Annotated in this window: 11 protein-coding genes and 1 tRNA gene; 7 read left to right on the top strand and 5 right to left on the bottom strand. The window is 35.4% G+C overall.

Going from position 1 to position 16,249, the window contains the following annotated elements; all coding sequences use genetic code 11:
- Nucleotide 1: 1 nt before the first annotated feature.
- Nucleotides 2–1,051, bottom strand: coding sequence for a tRNA preQ1(34) S-adenosylmethionine ribosyltransferase-isomerase QueA (gene queA, locus IPM51_14860; protein MBK9285579.1), 1,050 nt, complete (start codon nt 1,049–1,051; stop codon nt 2–4).
- A gap of 242 nt (nt 1,052–1,293) precedes the next feature.
- On the opposite strand from queA, the gene IPM51_14855 reads away from it, so the two are divergent.
- The 6 genes from IPM51_14855 to IPM51_14830 all read left to right on the top strand — a co-directional run bounded on the left by IPM51_14855 (nt 1,294) and on the right by IPM51_14830 (nt 9,784).
- Complete coding sequence (locus IPM51_14855) at nt 1,294–3,030, top strand: S41 family peptidase (protein MBK9285578.1); 1,737 nt, start codon at nt 1,294–1,296, stop codon at nt 3,028–3,030.
- A gap of 49 nt (nt 3,031–3,079) precedes the next feature.
- Nucleotides 3,080–3,595 carry a ferritin gene (locus IPM51_14850; protein MBK9285577.1) on the top strand — a complete coding sequence of 172 codons (516 nt, stop codon included), beginning with the start codon at nt 3,080–3,082 and terminating at the stop codon, nt 3,593–3,595.
- A 53-nt stretch (nt 3,596–3,648) separates the two neighbouring features.
- A tRNA-Arg gene (locus tag IPM51_14845) sits at nt 3,649–3,722 on the top strand.
- Between the two features lie 507 nt (nt 3,723–4,229).
- On the top strand, nt 4,230–7,469 hold the full coding sequence (locus IPM51_14840) for a hypothetical protein (protein ID MBK9285576.1): 3,240 nt from the start codon (nt 4,230–4,232) through the stop codon (nt 7,467–7,469).
- The gene (locus IPM51_14835; protein MBK9285575.1) at nt 7,469–9,190 is read left to right on the top strand and encodes a hypothetical protein; all 1,722 of its coding nucleotides are present in this window, start codon (nt 7,469–7,471) and stop codon (nt 9,188–9,190) included. The genes IPM51_14840 and IPM51_14835 overlap by 1 nt, the downstream gene beginning before the upstream one ends.
- A 48-nt stretch (nt 9,191–9,238) precedes the next feature.
- Nucleotides 9,239–9,784 carry an NAD(P)H-dependent oxidoreductase gene (locus tag IPM51_14830; protein ID MBK9285574.1) on the top strand — a complete coding sequence of 182 codons (546 nt, stop codon included), beginning with the start codon at nt 9,239–9,241 and terminating at the stop codon, nt 9,782–9,784.
- A 34-nt stretch (nt 9,785–9,818) separates the two neighbouring features.
- Here IPM51_14830 and IPM51_14825 read toward each other — a convergent pair whose 3' ends face one another.
- The 4 genes from IPM51_14825 to IPM51_14810 form a co-directional block, all read right to left on the bottom strand.
- Nucleotides 9,819–11,831 carry a urocanate hydratase gene (locus tag IPM51_14825; protein ID MBK9285573.1) on the bottom strand — a complete coding sequence of 671 codons (2,013 nt, stop codon included), beginning with the start codon at nt 11,829–11,831 and terminating at the stop codon, nt 9,819–9,821.
- Nucleotides 11,832–11,835: 4 nt separating this feature from the next.
- Nucleotides 11,836–13,929, bottom strand: a complete 2,094-nt coding sequence (locus tag IPM51_14820) for a SpoIIE family protein phosphatase (GenBank protein MBK9285572.1) — start codon at nt 13,927–13,929, stop codon at nt 11,836–11,838.
- Nucleotides 13,926–14,096: a hypothetical protein gene (locus tag IPM51_14815; GenBank protein ID MBK9285571.1), complete on the bottom strand. Its 171-nt coding sequence runs from the start codon at nt 14,094–14,096 to the stop codon at nt 13,926–13,928. The genes IPM51_14820 and IPM51_14815 overlap by 4 nt, the downstream gene beginning before the upstream one ends.
- Before the next feature lie 189 nt (nt 14,097–14,285).
- Entirely contained in the window at nt 14,286–14,903 is a 618-nt protein-coding gene (locus IPM51_14810; protein ID MBK9285570.1) for a thioredoxin family protein, read from the bottom strand.
- Nucleotides 14,904–15,160: 257 nt separating this feature from the next.
- On the opposite strand from IPM51_14810, the gene IPM51_14805 reads away from it, so the two are divergent.
- Nucleotides 15,161–16,243, top strand: coding sequence for a T9SS type A sorting domain-containing protein (locus IPM51_14805; protein MBK9285569.1), 1,083 nt, complete (start codon nt 15,161–15,163; stop codon nt 16,241–16,243).
- Nucleotides 16,244–16,249: the final 6 nt, after the last annotated feature.

Raw genomic sequence — 16,249 nt, 5'->3', positions numbered from 1 at the left:
TTTATATAATCAACATGGCATCCCCATACGAATAAAAACGGTATTTTTCTTTTATAGCTTCTTTATAAGCCTTCATAATTAAATCATATCCGCCAAATGCACTCACCATCATTAATAGCGTGCTCTCCGGCATATGAAAATTGGTAATCATGCAGTTTGCCACACTAAATTCGTATGGAGGAAAAATAAATTTGTTGGTCCAACCCACATAAGGGTTTAGTTGCCCTGTAGTAGATACTGAGGTTTCAATGGCTCGCATAACTGTTGTACCTACTGCACATACTTTTTTCTTATTCGCTCGTGCTGCGTTAACAATCTTACAAGTATCACTCGAAATTAATACCTCCTCACTCTCCATTTTATGTTTGGTTAAGTCTTCTACTTCCACCATTCTAAATGTTCCTAAGCCCACGTGTAAAGTCAATGGTGCAAATTGTACACCTTTTATTTCCAGTCTTTTTAATAACTCTCTGCTAAAGTGTAAGCCGGCTGTTGGTGCAGCTACCGCTCCTTCATTTTTAGCAAACACAGTTTGGTAACGTTCAATGTCCGATTCTTCGGCATTTCGTTTAATGTATTTTGGTAATGGTGTTTCACCTAAATCATACAGCACTTTTCTGAATTCCTCATACGAACCATCGTATAAAAATCGCAATGTTCTTCCGCGCGACGTGGTATTATCAATCACCTCTGCTACTAAATTATCGTTCTCGCCAAAATATAATTTATTGCCAATTCTAATTTTACGGGCCGGGTCTACTAAAACATCCCATAACCTGCTTTCTGCATTCAATTCCCTCAATAAAAACACTTCAATTTTAGCACCTGTTTTTTCTTTGTTTCCATACATACGTGCAGGAAAAACTTTAGTGTCGTTCAACATCATCACATCTCCATCATCAAAATAATTTAAAATATCCTTAAATTTTTTGTGTGTGATTTTTCCACTGGCACGTTCAACCACCATCAAGCGTGAATCCTCACGGTTTTTGGATGGATATTCAGCTAATAATTCTTTCGGCAAATTAAATTTAAAGTACGACAGTTTCATGATTTAGTTTTTAAGGTAAGAAGTTTTGGATTTTCAATTTTCTCCAAAGCCACAAGAAAGGCTGATTTTGTATTGTATTGGTTGGAGAAATCGGAAAGCATAATCTTACGGGATTAGGGGCGCAAAATTAATACATTTTCGAGCGCTTGGTATCAAATTATTGCTAAAAATCGATAAATAAGCATTTTTATACCACCAAGACAGAGATTTTTTCTAATTTTAGGTCTCTATTTGAGCACTTTATGATTAATTACCAGGGTATTATACTTCGCTTTTTATTATTTGTTTTTGTTGGTATTACAGGTAAATCCGGGCAGGTTTTGGGCCAGTCTGTATTAAAGCCCGAAACAGGTTCTCAAAATCAAGATTACTTCGAAATCAGCAAAAACCTGGATATTTTTAACGCCCTGTATCGCGAATTGAATGCCCGTTATGTAGATGGAACCAAACCCGGACAATTAATGAAAACCGGTATTGATGCCATGCTCAATTCACTCGACCCCTATACCGTTTATTATACCGAAAACGATATTGAGGATTATCGGTTTATGACCACAGGGCAATATGGTGGCATTGGCTCATCAGTAGTTCAAATAGATAAAAAATTAATTATTGCCGATCCGCATGAAGGTTATCCGGTTCACAAAGCCGGTTTAAAATCAGGCGATGAAATAGTTGGCATTAATAATAATGATGTACGAGGAAAAACTATTGATGATATTAGTCCGCTTTTAAAAGGCGCAGCCGGCACACCTATTAAATTAAAAGTTATCCGTTCTTCGGGTGGCGAGCCCATTGAGTTTAATTTGGTGCGGGAAGAAATTAAAACCCCGGCCGTTATTTATTCAGGTATCTTACCCAATAAACAAACCGGATTAATTAAACTGCACACCTTTACCGATAATTGCAGTGGAGAAGTGCGCGATGCTTTTTTAAAATTAAAGGCCGAAGGTTGTAAAAATTTAATTCTCGACTTAAGAGGGAACTTAGGCGGGTTATTACATGAAGCAGTAAACATTGTCAATTTTTTTGTGGAGAAAAATCGCGAAGTGGTTTTCACTAAAGGTAAAATAAGCGATTGGGATAAAACATACTTTTCACAAAATAATCCCCTCGATTTAAATATTCCATTGGTGGTATTGGTTGATGAAAATTCGGCCTCTGCATCAGAGATTGTTGCCGGGGCATTGCAGGATTTAGACCGCGCAGTTATTATTGGCAAAAGAACTTATGGTAAAGGGCTGGTTCAGCAAACAACCGATTTAATGTATAATGCCAAAGTAAAAGTTACGGTAGCCAAATATTATATTCCCAGTGGACGCTGCGTACAGGCCTTGGATTATAGCCATAAAAATGAAGAAGGACGAGTAGAAAAAGTACCCGATTCCTTAATTACTGCTTTTAAAACTAAAAACGGACGTATAGTTTATGATGGTGCCGGTATTATGCCCGATGTTAAAGTAGAACATGAAAGGTATAGTGATATCTTAATAGCCTTAGCTAGTAAAAATCACATTTTCAATTATGCAACGGAGTACTTCAATAAAAATCCTCGTATTACCGATATTCAAAGCTTTGAGTTTACCGAAAAAGACTATTTTGACTTTATTGAATATCTAAAAGGAAAAGATTATGCCTATAAAACATCTGCCGAAATAAAGATGGAAGAATTAAGAGAAGAAGCTGAAGAACAAGCTGTATTTTCTTCGATGATCACTGAATATTATAATTTCATGAATAAAATTCAAAGTAACAAGAGTTTAGATTTAATTGAATATAAGGCCGAAATTAAAAAATACCTGGAAGAAGAAATTGTGGCCCGGTATTACTTTCATAAAGGCAGAATTGAGTGCGCGCTAAAAAAGGATAACGATGTGAAAGAAGCCATGCGTTTGTTAAGCGATGAAAATAAAATTAAAATAATATTAAGTTTAGTAGAGAAAGCAAACAAACCTTTTAATCCTAAAAAGAGATTTTAAATCATTTTATTGATTTCCTATTAAACGTATATTTGTAAAAAAATAAATTATGTTATCAGCAAAATTAAGTGCCGCTTTAAATAAGCAGGTTGAATTGGAAGCCTCCTCTTCTCAATTATATTTATCCATGGCCAGTTGGGCCGAAACCCAGGGTTTAAATGGGATTTCAACTTTTTTATACGGGCATGCCGATGAAGAAAGAATTCACATGCTCAAATTAATTAAATTTTTAAATGAGCGTGGTGGTCACGGAATAGTTCCTCTTTTAAAACAACCTCCGGTTACTTTTAAATCTGTAAAATCAGTATTCGAAGAAATTTTAAAACACGAAGTAAAAGTTACCCAGGAAATTAATAACCTGGTTGAAATTACTTTAAAAGTAAAAGATTATACCACGCACAACTTTTTACAATGGTATGTGAGTGAGCAAATAGAAGAAGAAGCTTTGGCGCGCCAAATAGTAGACAAACTAAAATTAATTGGCGGTGATAAAGGCGGTTTATATTTCTTTGATCGTGATTTAAGCACATTTGCTACGGTTACAACCGAAAAAGAAGGCAAATAGTTTTTCTTTATAACTAAAATGAACCGTGAATAAGAATGGTGCATTTTATTTCAGGCCCCGTAGTTCAACTGGATAGAATGACAGATTCCGGTTCTGTTGGTTGGAGGTTCGAATCCTCTCGGGGTCACTGATGATCAAAAATCAAATGCAAGAATTTATGAAGCGAATAAAACGTCAAGTTTACTTGTAAGTTTTAGTAGCGTAATAAATTCAGCTGCGTTAGCAGCATTGATTTTTGATCCACTCCATTCGAGCACTAAGGATCAACGTAGTTAATCCTCAAGTTTACTTGTAAGTTTATCGAACGGAATAAATTAGGATGCGTAGCATCGTTGCTTTTTGATTATCAACCGCCGGTCCTTAATGGATCAACGTAGTTAATCCTCTCGGGGTCACTGATGATCAAAAATCAAATGCAAGAATTTATGAAGCGAATAAAACGTCATTTTACTTGTAAGTTTTAGTAGCGTAATAAATTCAGCTGTTTTAGCTGTTTTTTTTGTTAAATATTCGACTTTTTTCTCTAGTTTTTATTTCCTTTTTACCTCCAAATCAAAAAACTTTTTATTTTTGATACCCCGATTTTTCCGGGAACTCTGAAACGGTAATTCGGTTAAACTGCACCTAAATTTTCTTGAAAAAAATTGTTGTCATATTCATGCTTTTGCAATCGGTTATTTTAGCCCAACCGATTGTGGTGAATAGTGATGCCTATGCTGCTGTAAACAGTACAGCCTACGATTCCATCAATAATAAAATTTACTTTAACCTATTGAATGGATGCGCTACCTGGGGAATTCCTTGCGCCATCAATTATTCTTTTTTTGCACAGCATAACCTCATCACCAAACATGAGTACAGCGATAATGCTTTGCTCACCTCGCTAGAAAGTAAGTATCAGGTTGCAGGAGCTCCTTATCCACTCATTAATTATAATTCAGGTGTGGCTAACCAAACCAAAATAAGCGATAACAGTGTATTTACGAATTTTGGCTACTATTTCAATCGCATCAACGAAAATTTATCTTTGCCCGGTACCATTTGGTCTTATTCACCGGCCACCAATCCATCTTATAAAGAAATTTCTACTTTCGAACTAAAGGGCGATAGTGTTTTCTTATTTCAAAAAGATTCTACCTCCGGCATTAATTATTATTCACTTTTACTCAAAAACAAATTTAATGGAGTTGATATTCCTTATAATTCACTAATAGCTTCTAATCCACTTAATGCACAAGGTGCTATTGAGGGTTATATCAAAAATTCCGTCTTGGTAAACAATAAAATTATTTTATCCGGAATTTTTACGGCTTCAGTTTCCGGAAATTTTATCGGCAGAAATTTAGTGAGTCTGGATATTTCCAGCGGACAACTAAACGCAGCTCCGGTTACGTTTACGCCCGGCAGTGCTATATATGACATGAAATTAAATAACAATAAAATTCACATCGCCGGTTTATTTGCGCAGGTAAGTAACAAATGGAGGAATAATTATGCGGTGTTGGATTACAACCTGAATCTTACTTCCGATAGTTGTTATTTTAATGGTGATTTTGCTAACAATACTTACGTAGATAAAATTGTTTTTTATGACAAATACATGATTGCCAAAGGAAATTACTGGGCAGTGGCCGGAAGTCAGTTTAATATTTTTTTTAATCCTTACGTTATTAAAGCTGTGGATTTAAGTAATAATACCTTAATGCCCTGGACTTTTACCATTTCGGGATATCCGGTGATTTGGCAAGATCAAGTGTTTGATATGCACAAAAACAAATTGTATGTGAAACGTAGAAACTATATCCCCTCCGAATTTTTTATTTATTGCTTCCCCCCAATTAACACCTCTGATAATATTTTATATCCCGGCAGCAATTTGCCTAGTCCGAATACCAGCGTAAATATATGTTCGCCCAGCAACGGAAACGATAAAATATTTATTGCCCCAATTCGTTATGCGAATACATATACCTGGACATACTCCGGAACTAATGCCACTTTGGTTCCATTGGGAAATGGAAGTACGGCCAAATTAATAACCACCACCTTAAGCACTAACGGTACGCTCAGTGTTATTGGCAGCAATGATTGCGGACTTAATTCCACCACATCCACCTTAGTGGTCAATATTATATTTAAACCGGAATTTGTACTTCCCCCATCTCCACTCAATTTAATTTGTAATCCAGATTCTACACTTTTACAAGCAAACAGTACAAACACAAACACCACTTTGGAATGGAGAATTAATAATGGTTTGAGTTATACTACTCAACCGGTTTATGCTAAATCTGCATCCGATTATCACATGATTATTACTGATAATTTGAACGGCTGCAAAGATAGTGGTTTGGTAACTCTACAAAATTTTAAAATTTTTCCAAATGCAAAAATTATTTCGCATACATATTTGGGGCCTATTATCCCCATTGATACCATTACCTGTTTTAAACCACAAACCAATATAGTGGGCGCATCGGATACTTCGGGGGTTATAATTAGTTGGAAAAGCATTGCAGATAATTCTGTATTTGTAAATCCTTTAGCTTTAGTTACACAAAATAATTTGAAATTAATTGTAACACGCTCAGCTAACAATTGTGTGGATTCTTCTTTGATTGTATTAGTCAATCAAAACACGCAAGCTCCTCTTATTAGTATAAACAATTATACCCCTCAACTCAATTGTAGTATTTACTCGGTAAGTGTAAACGCCATACCCGCACCGGCAAACTGTAATCTCACCTGGTCCGGACCACAAAATTATTCTTCTTCCAATCCGGCCATAATAAATTCTCCGGGAAAATATTTTCATTATGCTTTTAATCCGGAAAACGGATGCACAAAAATTGATTCGGTAAATGTAGTATATACCCCAAGTCTGGTTTTATCCAAATCTAACGATACAACGGTATGTAAAAACAGTATTGCTATTTTATCAGCAATTGCTCAAGGAACTTTAAATGGCATTTCCTATCTCTGGAGCTCCGGAAGTATCAGCAGCACCGCTATTGTTACTCCTTCTTCCACACAAATTTATACCGTAAATGCTAACGGTCCGGGAGGATGTGCAGGCACACAAACAATTCAGGTTAATGTTCCTGCTGATATTCAGGATTCCACCATCACGTTCAGAGATTGTGATATTGATAATTCGGGAACGCTTTTAATTTATGCCAAAGGGGGAATTCCGCCTTATAAATATTCAGTAAACGGTTCTGCTTTTACCAATCAAAATGTTTATGGCGGTTTAGCTTTTGGAAATTATCAAATTAATATCAAAGATTCGCTTGGATGTATAATCACTTCCAGTGCCAACATAAATGCATACAGTAATTTACCACAGCCCCGGTTTTTAGCCAGTACCAAAAATTATAAATCGGATACTATTGTACTGGTGGATATCAGTATTCCTCGTCCAGACTCTGTTCACTGGACTTTACCTCTAGGAGCATTTAAAATTGGAGGGGATATGTTTAATCCGGTAATTGTAATGCCCGATACCGGCAGTTTTAATTTTACCATGACCGGGTTTTTTGGAGATTGCGTTATACAAAGCACTAAAACCATTCGATTTTTGGAAAGTGATAGTTTGCAAGCCGATTTATACAATGCTAATGGAATCAAATCTTGTATTTTATTTCCTAATCCTAACTCCGGAGAATTTTTTGTTCAGGTTGAATTTTACAAAAAACAAAATGTAAGTTTACAAGTTTGGAATGGAAATCCGACGAAGTTTTTTCAACAGAATTATTACGATACCAATTATATACATACGCCTATAAGTTTACCCTTACTGCCTAACGGAACTTACTTTTTAAAAGTAATTGGGGAATTTGATTCTAAATCTAAAATCTTTTCCATCAATAAATAATGAGGTTTGCCGTAATAATTATTGGAATTGCGATTTTCGCCAAAAATATTGCAGCGCAAGATTTAGAAAAAATTGGTAAAAAAGACATGTTGAAAGTAAACGGAGGATTAAATTACTCCTCTGTATTTTATCATGCGGATGGCATAGAAAACAGAAGACAACCGTTTACTTATTTTGTAAGTGGAAACATCAGCGGAAATATTGCCGGAATATCTTTGCCTTATACTTTTAATTACAGCAACAATCTACTCAGCTATACACAACCATATAATATTAATTGTTTTAGTCCGAGTTACAAATGGGCCAAAGCATACATAGGCCATACAAGCATGAATTTTTCGCCTTATACTTTAGGCGGACATTTATTTTCCGGAGCCGGCATTGAGCTAAATCCGAATAAAATTAAATTTTCGGCCATGTATGGCAGATTAAAAAAAGCCGTAGAATATGATTTTGAAAACAACAACGACATAAATATGTCATACAAACGAATGGGCTATGGCGCCAGTTTGGGATACGATTGGGGTGGACATGCCATTAAAGCTATTTATTTTTCGGCCCGTGACGTAATCAATTCCTTATCCTTCGTTCCACTCAATACACAAATTACGCCCATGGAAAATACCGTTATTAGTTTAGGAGGCAAAACAACCTTGTCTAAAAATTTAACGCTGGAAGGAGAATACGCTTTAAGCGGAATCACCAGAAATTTATTGTCTTCGCCGGAACTGAATGCCTATCCTCAAAACAAAATGCCTTTGTTATTTAGTGTAAATGCAACCTCACAATTTTTTGCCGCATACAAAGGAAGCTTGGGTTACCGACTTAAATTATTTAGCATTAATTTTAATTACGAACGAGTAGAGCCGGATTACAAAACTTTGGGAGCTTATTATTTCAATAATGATTTTGAGAATTATACCATTGCACCAAACCTAAGTTTATTACAGGGAAAATTAAATATTAATGTAAATACAGGTTTGCAAAAAAATAATTTAAAGCAAGATAAATTAAATACCACCAAACGATGGGTAGGATCAGCTTCCGTAAATTACGCACCCAATATGAAATGGAACTTTAATGCAGGATACAGCAATTTTACATCCTTCACCAAACAAAGACCGCAGGAAGATCCCTTTTTCAGAAATAATTTGGATACCTTAAATTTTTATCAGATAGCACAAAGCGCCAATTTCACAGCCATGCATCAATTCGGAAACAACAAATCTAAACAAAATATTATGTTGAACGCAAATCACATGATTAGTTCGCAAGCACAGGGTAATTTTAATACAGTTCCACTTATGCAGTCAGCTCAAGAAATTCCAGCTGTGGTCCGAAATTTAAATTTATCGTATAATAATATGTTTATTAAAAGCAAATTAAACTTCTCGGCGCTTTTTAATTTAAACGAAGTGATAGCACAAAACACACAAATTATTTATTGGGGTCCCGGAATTAATATAGGAACGAGTTTATTTAGCACTAAAATGAAATTAAGCGGAGGCAGTACTTACAATGCTTCCATTGCTAACCAACAAAATTCGAGTGCCCTTTTTTCGCATAGAATTAATTTGGCTTATAGTCCTAAAATTTCCAATAATAAAATCGGAAAATTAAATTTTTCGGCCAGTGTTATATACTTACAAAAGCAAGCCGGCCCTAGCGTTAAAGGATTTAATGAATTCACCGGGAACTTCAGTGCTAATTATAGTTTTTAAAACAATTAAAAATTAATTCAAAGCGTTTCATTAACTTTATACTTAAAAATGAAATTATTAAGTATAGGGGGAAGCAATTCTAAAAACTCAATTAATAGAAAATTTGCAAAATATGCTTCAGGCTTTTTTGAATCTACCGAAAACAATTCTATTAATGTAAGTGAAATAAATTTACCAATATATAGTTTGGATGAAGAAGCTGCAAATGGCATTCATCCTATTGCAAAATCCTTCGCGCAAAGTATTGATAGTTGCGATTTAATCATTATTTCTCTTGCAGAAAATAACGGCTCTTACAATGTTGGATTTAAAAATTTAGTGGATTGGACTTCGCGAATTAAAGAGAGAAAAACATGGGGGAACAAAGCCATGCTTTTACTTTCTACAGCGCCCGGTGCAAGAGGAGGATTAACCGTTTTAGAAGCTGCAAAAAATTATTATCCGAGGATGGGTGCCAATATTGTGGGAAGTTTTTCTTTACCTAAGTTTCAGGAAAATTTTAGTGAAGCAAACGGAATAATTAACGAAGAACTAAAAAAAGATTTCTTACATGTAATTGAAAAAGTAAAATTAGCGCTGGCAAGCACAAGCTAATAATTAAAGTGATTGTATTAAAAATTATTTAAATTTAAAATAATCCATTTAGTAAATTCTCATCCACTAAATTCGGTAAGGTAACTTTTAAATTGGGTGTACGTTGCATTTCTCTTTTGATGGCAAACAATGCCTCGTCATTTCTGGCCCAGGCCCTGCGCGAAATTCCGTTGTTTACATCCCAAAATAACATTTGTTGTAACTTACGGTCTGCATCTTGGCTTCCATCCAACACTAAACCAAAACCTCCATTAATAACTTCTCCCCATCCTACTCCACCGCCATTATGCAAACTAATCCAGGTTGCTCCCCGAAAGGCATCTCCCACAAAATTTTGCACGGCCATATCGGCGGTAAATTTACTTCCATCGTAAATATTAGAAGTTTCCCGATATGGAGAATCCGTTCCGCTTACATCATGATGATCTCTCCCCAAAACAACCGGAGCTGAAATTTCATTTTTGGCAATGGCTTGATTAAAAGCTTTGGCAATTTTGATTCTGGCCTCACTATCGGCATACAAAATTCTGGCTTGTGAACCTACCACCAAATTATTCTTCATGGCATCGCGAATCCAAATTATATTATCACTTAATTGTTGTTTAATTTCAGCTGGAGCCGATTTGTACATCTCCTCCAATACGATCAATGCCAATTCATCTGTTTTACGTAAGTCTTCTTCTTTGGCGCTGGTGCAAACCCAACGAAAGGGACCAAAACCATAATCAAAACACATAGGGCCTAAAATATCCTGTACGTAAGAATTGTATTTGAAGTCGCCACTTGTTCCATTTTTAAAAACATCTCCTCCTGCTCTACTCACTTCCAGCAAAAAGGCATTACCGTAATCAAAAAAATACATGCCCTTGGCGTGTAATTTATTTACGGCATTAATATGACGAACCAAAGTTTTTTGAACTTCCTTTTTAAATTTATCGGGTTCATTGGCCATCATTTCATTACTTTCTTCCAATGAAAAACCTACAGGATAATATCCTCCGGCCCAGGGATTATGCAAAGAAGTTTGATCTGAACCTATACTTACTTCCATGTTTTCTTCGACCAACTTTTCCCACAAATCAACTACATTGCCCTGATAAGCTAAACTCACGGCTTCTTGTGCTGCCATGGCTTTTTTTGTTCGAGCTATTAATTCGGTTAAATCCGCATACACCTCATCCACCCATTTTTGACTATGACGGGTTTGAACAGCTTTGGGATTTATTTCGGCCGTGATAGAAACCAATCCCGCAATTTTTGCGGCTTTAGGTTGTGCTCCGCTCATGCCTCCCAAGCCACAGGTTACAAATAATTTTCCTTTGCTGCCCTTTTCATTCTTAAATTTTTTACGGGCAGCGTTCATAACGGTTATGGTTGTGCCGTGTACAATGCCTTGCGGACCAATGTACATAAAACTCCCGGCTGTCATTTGACCATATTGTGTTACACCTAAAGCATTAAATTTTTCCCAATCATCGGGTTTGCTGTAATTAGGAATCATCATGCCATTAGTAACTACCACCCTGGGCGCATCTTTGTGCGAAGGAAATAAGCCCATGGGATGGCCACTATACAACACCAAAGTTTGTTCATCCGTCATGGTAGCCAAATACTGCATGGTTAATAAATATTGTGCCCAATTTTGAAAAACTGCGCCATTACCGCCATAAGTAATTAGCTCATGCGGATGTTGTGCAACGGCATAATCTAAATTATTACTAAGCATATGCATGATAGCGGCGGCCTGTAGGCTTTGATAAGGAAAATCCTGAATAGGGCGAGCGTAAACTTTATAATCCGGACGAAAACGATACATGTAAATGCGTCCGAATTTTTTTAGTTCTTCCGCAAACTCGGGTGCTAAAACAGGGTGATGTTTTTTATCAAAATAGCGCAAGGCATTTTTAATAGCCAAACGCTTTTCTACGGTAGATAAAATATCTTTTCTTTTAGGAGCGTGATTGATGTTGGGGTCGTGTGGTTTTAATTCCGGCAATTCATTAGGAATTCCCGTTAAAATCGTTTTTTTAAAATCTTGTTCTGTCATTTTCTTAAACTTTCAATCCTATAATACAAATATCATCAGTTTGTTCTATGTCACCTTTCCATTGTTGGAAATAATTTTCGATGGCCGTTTTCTGTTCTTGCATAGAGGCATCTTTCAAATCAATTAATATTTGTTTCAGTTGTTTGTATTTAAACTTTTTTCCTTTAGGTCCGCCAAACTGATCTGCAATTCCATCTGTAAAAATATAAAGGGCATCTCCTTTTTGTAAAGGAATTTGAGTTTTGGTGAAAGGTAAGGTTTCGCCATGATAATAGCCAACCGGTTTTTTATCCGGTTTAAATTCAGTGATCATATTTTCGCCTTTTTTTAAAATCCATAAGGGATTATTGGCTCCGGCGAACTCAACAGTATTGAAGTGTTCATCAAAAGTTAGTAAGGCCATATCCATGCCATCCTGCGCTTGTTTTTCTGAATCCTTTTGTTTCAAGGCTGTTTTAATTTTATAACGGAGTAAGCCTAAAATTTCAGCCGGGTTGGTGATTTCATTCTCATTTACAATTTCGTTTAAAAAAGAAATGCCAATCATGCTCATGAATGCACCCGGAACACCATGACCGGTACAATCGGCCACCGTAATAATTTTTTTCGAATTATTTTGTGTAAACCAATAAAAATCGCCGCTCACAATATCTTTAGGTTTAAAAAGAATAAATCCGTTCTTAAAATGTTCTAAAAATTCATTATCGTTAGGCAAAACCGCACTTTGAATTATTTTTGCATAGTTTATACTATCGGTTATGTTTCTGTTTTTTTCATTTATAAGTTCATTTTGAGCTTTTAAAAGTTTATGGGCTTTCTTTTTATCAATAAATATTTTACCTAAAAATGCGGAAAATAAAATCACAACAATTAATCCGGAGGCAATTAAATAATTGATGATTTTTTGATGTGAAATTTCGGTATCCTTTGCTTTTTGCAACTGATTTAATACAATAATTTCTTTATCTTTCTGTTCCGTTTCGAATTTGGTTTCTATCTCTTGTAAGGATTTCATTCGTTCCTGATTCTGCAATTCATCACTCACCGTTTTAAAAAGTTTGTGATATTTTAAGGCCAAATCTGCTTCTTTACTTTGTTGATAGATTAAATATAATTGCTCATAACATCCCATTTGTATATAAGGCGCTCCAATCTCATCTGCATACTTTAAAGCTTCCAGGGTATAATACACTGCGCTGTCTTTTTGATTCAATTCAGAATAGTTATGTCCGATATTGGTAAGCGTACTGGCAATGGAAATTTTATTGCCTAATTTTTTACGTATTACCAATGCTTTTCTGCAATAATCCAATGACTTTTTATATTCCTTTTTAAAGCCAAAAAGGGCTCCCAAATTTGAATAAGATGCCGCCAAATTTACATCATCATTGGTTTGTATTGCTTTTTCTGCACTCTTTGATAAATGCTTAAAGGCATTTTCACCATCTTTTTCATTATTAGTGGAGAAAGCTCTTTTTAAGTAACTCACTCCCAAATTCATTTGCATACTTATTTCCCCGTTTACATCCTTGGCCAAAATATAATTTTCCAAAGCCTTTAATCCATATTCAAATGATTTATTAGATCCCCTCTCCGTAGTTAATGCACTTAAACCGTGGTAGGCTCTGGCAATACCCAAATAATCATTTAGTTTTTCATACACCTTTAAGGCATTTATGGAATTTTTCATCACTAAATCAGCATTACCATCGGCTAAATAAATATTGCTCAAGGTTAAATAATAGGTGCCTAAATAAATGTTAGGTTTTATCGTATCAATGTAAGGTAACATCCCTTTCAGGCATGCATAGGCTGCTTCGCTTCCCTGCAATTTCAAAATCAGTTGTGCTTTTTTTGAAAAGGCTTGTGAAATACCAAATACGTTTTTGGATTTAACCGAAAGTTCCAACATTTTATTTATGGTTATCCGGTTGTTTACGGTATCGTTTTTGTAATAAATATTTGATAAAGCAAACAAGGCGTTAATTTTTGCAGAATCCTTTCCGGTTTGAATGATGTTTTCCAAACTGTCTTTTTTGCTTTGAGCCATATGGCCAAAAAAAGAAAATACAAACAGAATATTTAAAAAGTATCTCATTTAATCGGTTTTTCTATACGTCCGGTTTTTTTATTGTAGCCATACGGACAATGCTTACAGCCGCTTTTGCAGCAATAGCCCCGTTTTAAATGATACTTTTCAGTAAAAATAACGTAACCCTCCGGACTCAAATAATAATCTTCCGGATCAAGCTCTTTATTAAACATAATTAATTCAAACAAATTTACTGAATTTGCCCATTCCGAATGGCTTGAGTTTTAGAATTAAATGGAATTATTTGGGAATAACTGATATTACAATTATAAACGCCAAGAAAAAGCTCCAGATTCTTAATAAAATTAGTAATGACCCCTATAATTCAGCCCTCAAAAGTTTACGAAAAATAGAGCAACAAATTACTCTATGCGTTTAATTGTACAACCAATGGATTTGGTTTCCTGTGTGGCCGGTTTACTTCCCTTTACCAAAGCATTTAATGCATTTTTCAAATAAGGATCTTTCACTTCAGCAGGATCTTTCACATTATCATCAATAGCTCCTTTATAAATTAATCCTTTGGCATCAAATAAAAATACCTGAGGCGTGCGGGTTGCGCCAAAAGCATCAGCCAATGCACTCTTTATATCCACAGTATAAGCGCATTTTAATTTTTGCTCATTATAGTAAGCTACCATTTTATCAAAACTATCTTCTTCGGCACGCTGCGCTTCATTGCTGTTTACCAAAACACAACCAATTCCGTTACTTAAACAAAAATCGCTGTATTCCTTAATTCTGCTTTCGCTCTTTTTAACATACGGACAAGTATTACAACTGAAAATCACCAACAAACCCTTAGCGGTTTTGGCTTCGCCCAAAGAAATCTCTTTACCGGAAACATCTTTCATCTTATAATCAGCTTTTGGAATTGCGGCGTTCAAAGCCAATTCTTCAAATGCCGGTTTATAGGTGAAGGAATAAAATAGCAGACCTGATAACAACAGACTAAAAAGAAATTTCAACTGGATTTTCATAATTAATGGATTTGATTGTTGAAGGTACAAAAAAATTGATTTAGTATCTATGAAAAATAGGCTGTTGCCGTTAATCCCAATGAAATTAACAAAATTCCGCACCCAAATATTAACAATATCTTTAAAATTAATTAAAATTTTAGCTGAGAAAAATTATTATTTTTAATGTGTAAAATCAAACAGGATAAAGTGATCATCCTAATGGAGGTTATGTTGTAATAACATAAGTAATCCCTAGCCGCTTTAAAGATTAAAAATTGAATAAGGCTGGAATTATATTTACAAGCATTTTTATACTAATTTTTAGTAAGGGATTCGCACAAACCGTAACCGGCTATTTATCCATTAAAACAGCAACAACAGCTTTAGGTTGCGGTTGTACCGGCTGTAACGATGCAGCTTATTCAGGAAGTGTTACCTATCCCGATCCAAATGGCGCTTGCGGAACAACAGAGCCCTCTGGTAATTCAGGGGGTTGTTCAACAGTTAGTAAAATTGCTGATTTTTCTATTCCCGCGGGTTGTACCGTAAATGTAAATGCCTGTATGGGCGACAGAACAAGCTGTTCGGGGAGTACTCAAGGCCCGGGCCTAGACAGTGGAGATTCATTTAGAATTTTTGGAACCGGTGGCTCACCCAATGGAGATAGTGGCACCATAACCGGAGCAAGTAATTCAAATAGCTGTGCAAGTATAGTACAAGTTGGAGGAGTGCTAACTTTTTCCTTAACAGCTAACCGAGTAGCCGAATTATTAACGTACACCATTGTTTATAGTGGTCCGGCGTGTACACCAACCCTTTTACCGGTTGAACTTACCCATTTTAATGTAAAACTTAATGCGGATGAAGTTATTTTTGAATGGGAAACCTATGGAGAAAATAAATTACAGGGATTTGAATTACAAAATGCTGCCGATGCCTTTTCCTTTTACACTTTTAACAGCACTGCCTCCAAAGGAAAACTAAATGAAAAAACAAATTACAAAGTAGTTTCGCCTAACAATTTTGAAACTAATCAAAATTACTTTCGCTTAAAAATGATAAATGAAGACGGATCTTTTGCCTATTCTCAAATTATTTATCTTGACCTTGATTTCAAATCTATGTTTCAGTTAGGTCCAAATCCGGTAATCAACGGGGAATTAAATATTTTAAGTCAGTTTATTCCACACCATTCGCTTCAATACGACATTTATGATTTTACGGGCAAAGAAACGCAAAAGGGGCAGATTACATCTTCCATTCAAAAAATAAGTTTGAATGAATTAAGGCGCGGAGTTTATTTTATTCGTATTTATTCGGGTGGCCGATCCTTCCTGGAAAAGTTGATTATACCCTGATTTTAA

The organism is Sphingobacteriaceae bacterium (genome assembly GCA_016715905.1).
Taxonomy (GTDB): Bacteria; Bacteroidota; Bacteroidia; order B-17B0; family Aurantibacillaceae; genus Aurantibacillus.
The sequence above is the reverse complement of the archived record's forward strand: the minus strand, read 5'-3'. Positions and strand labels throughout refer to the sequence as shown.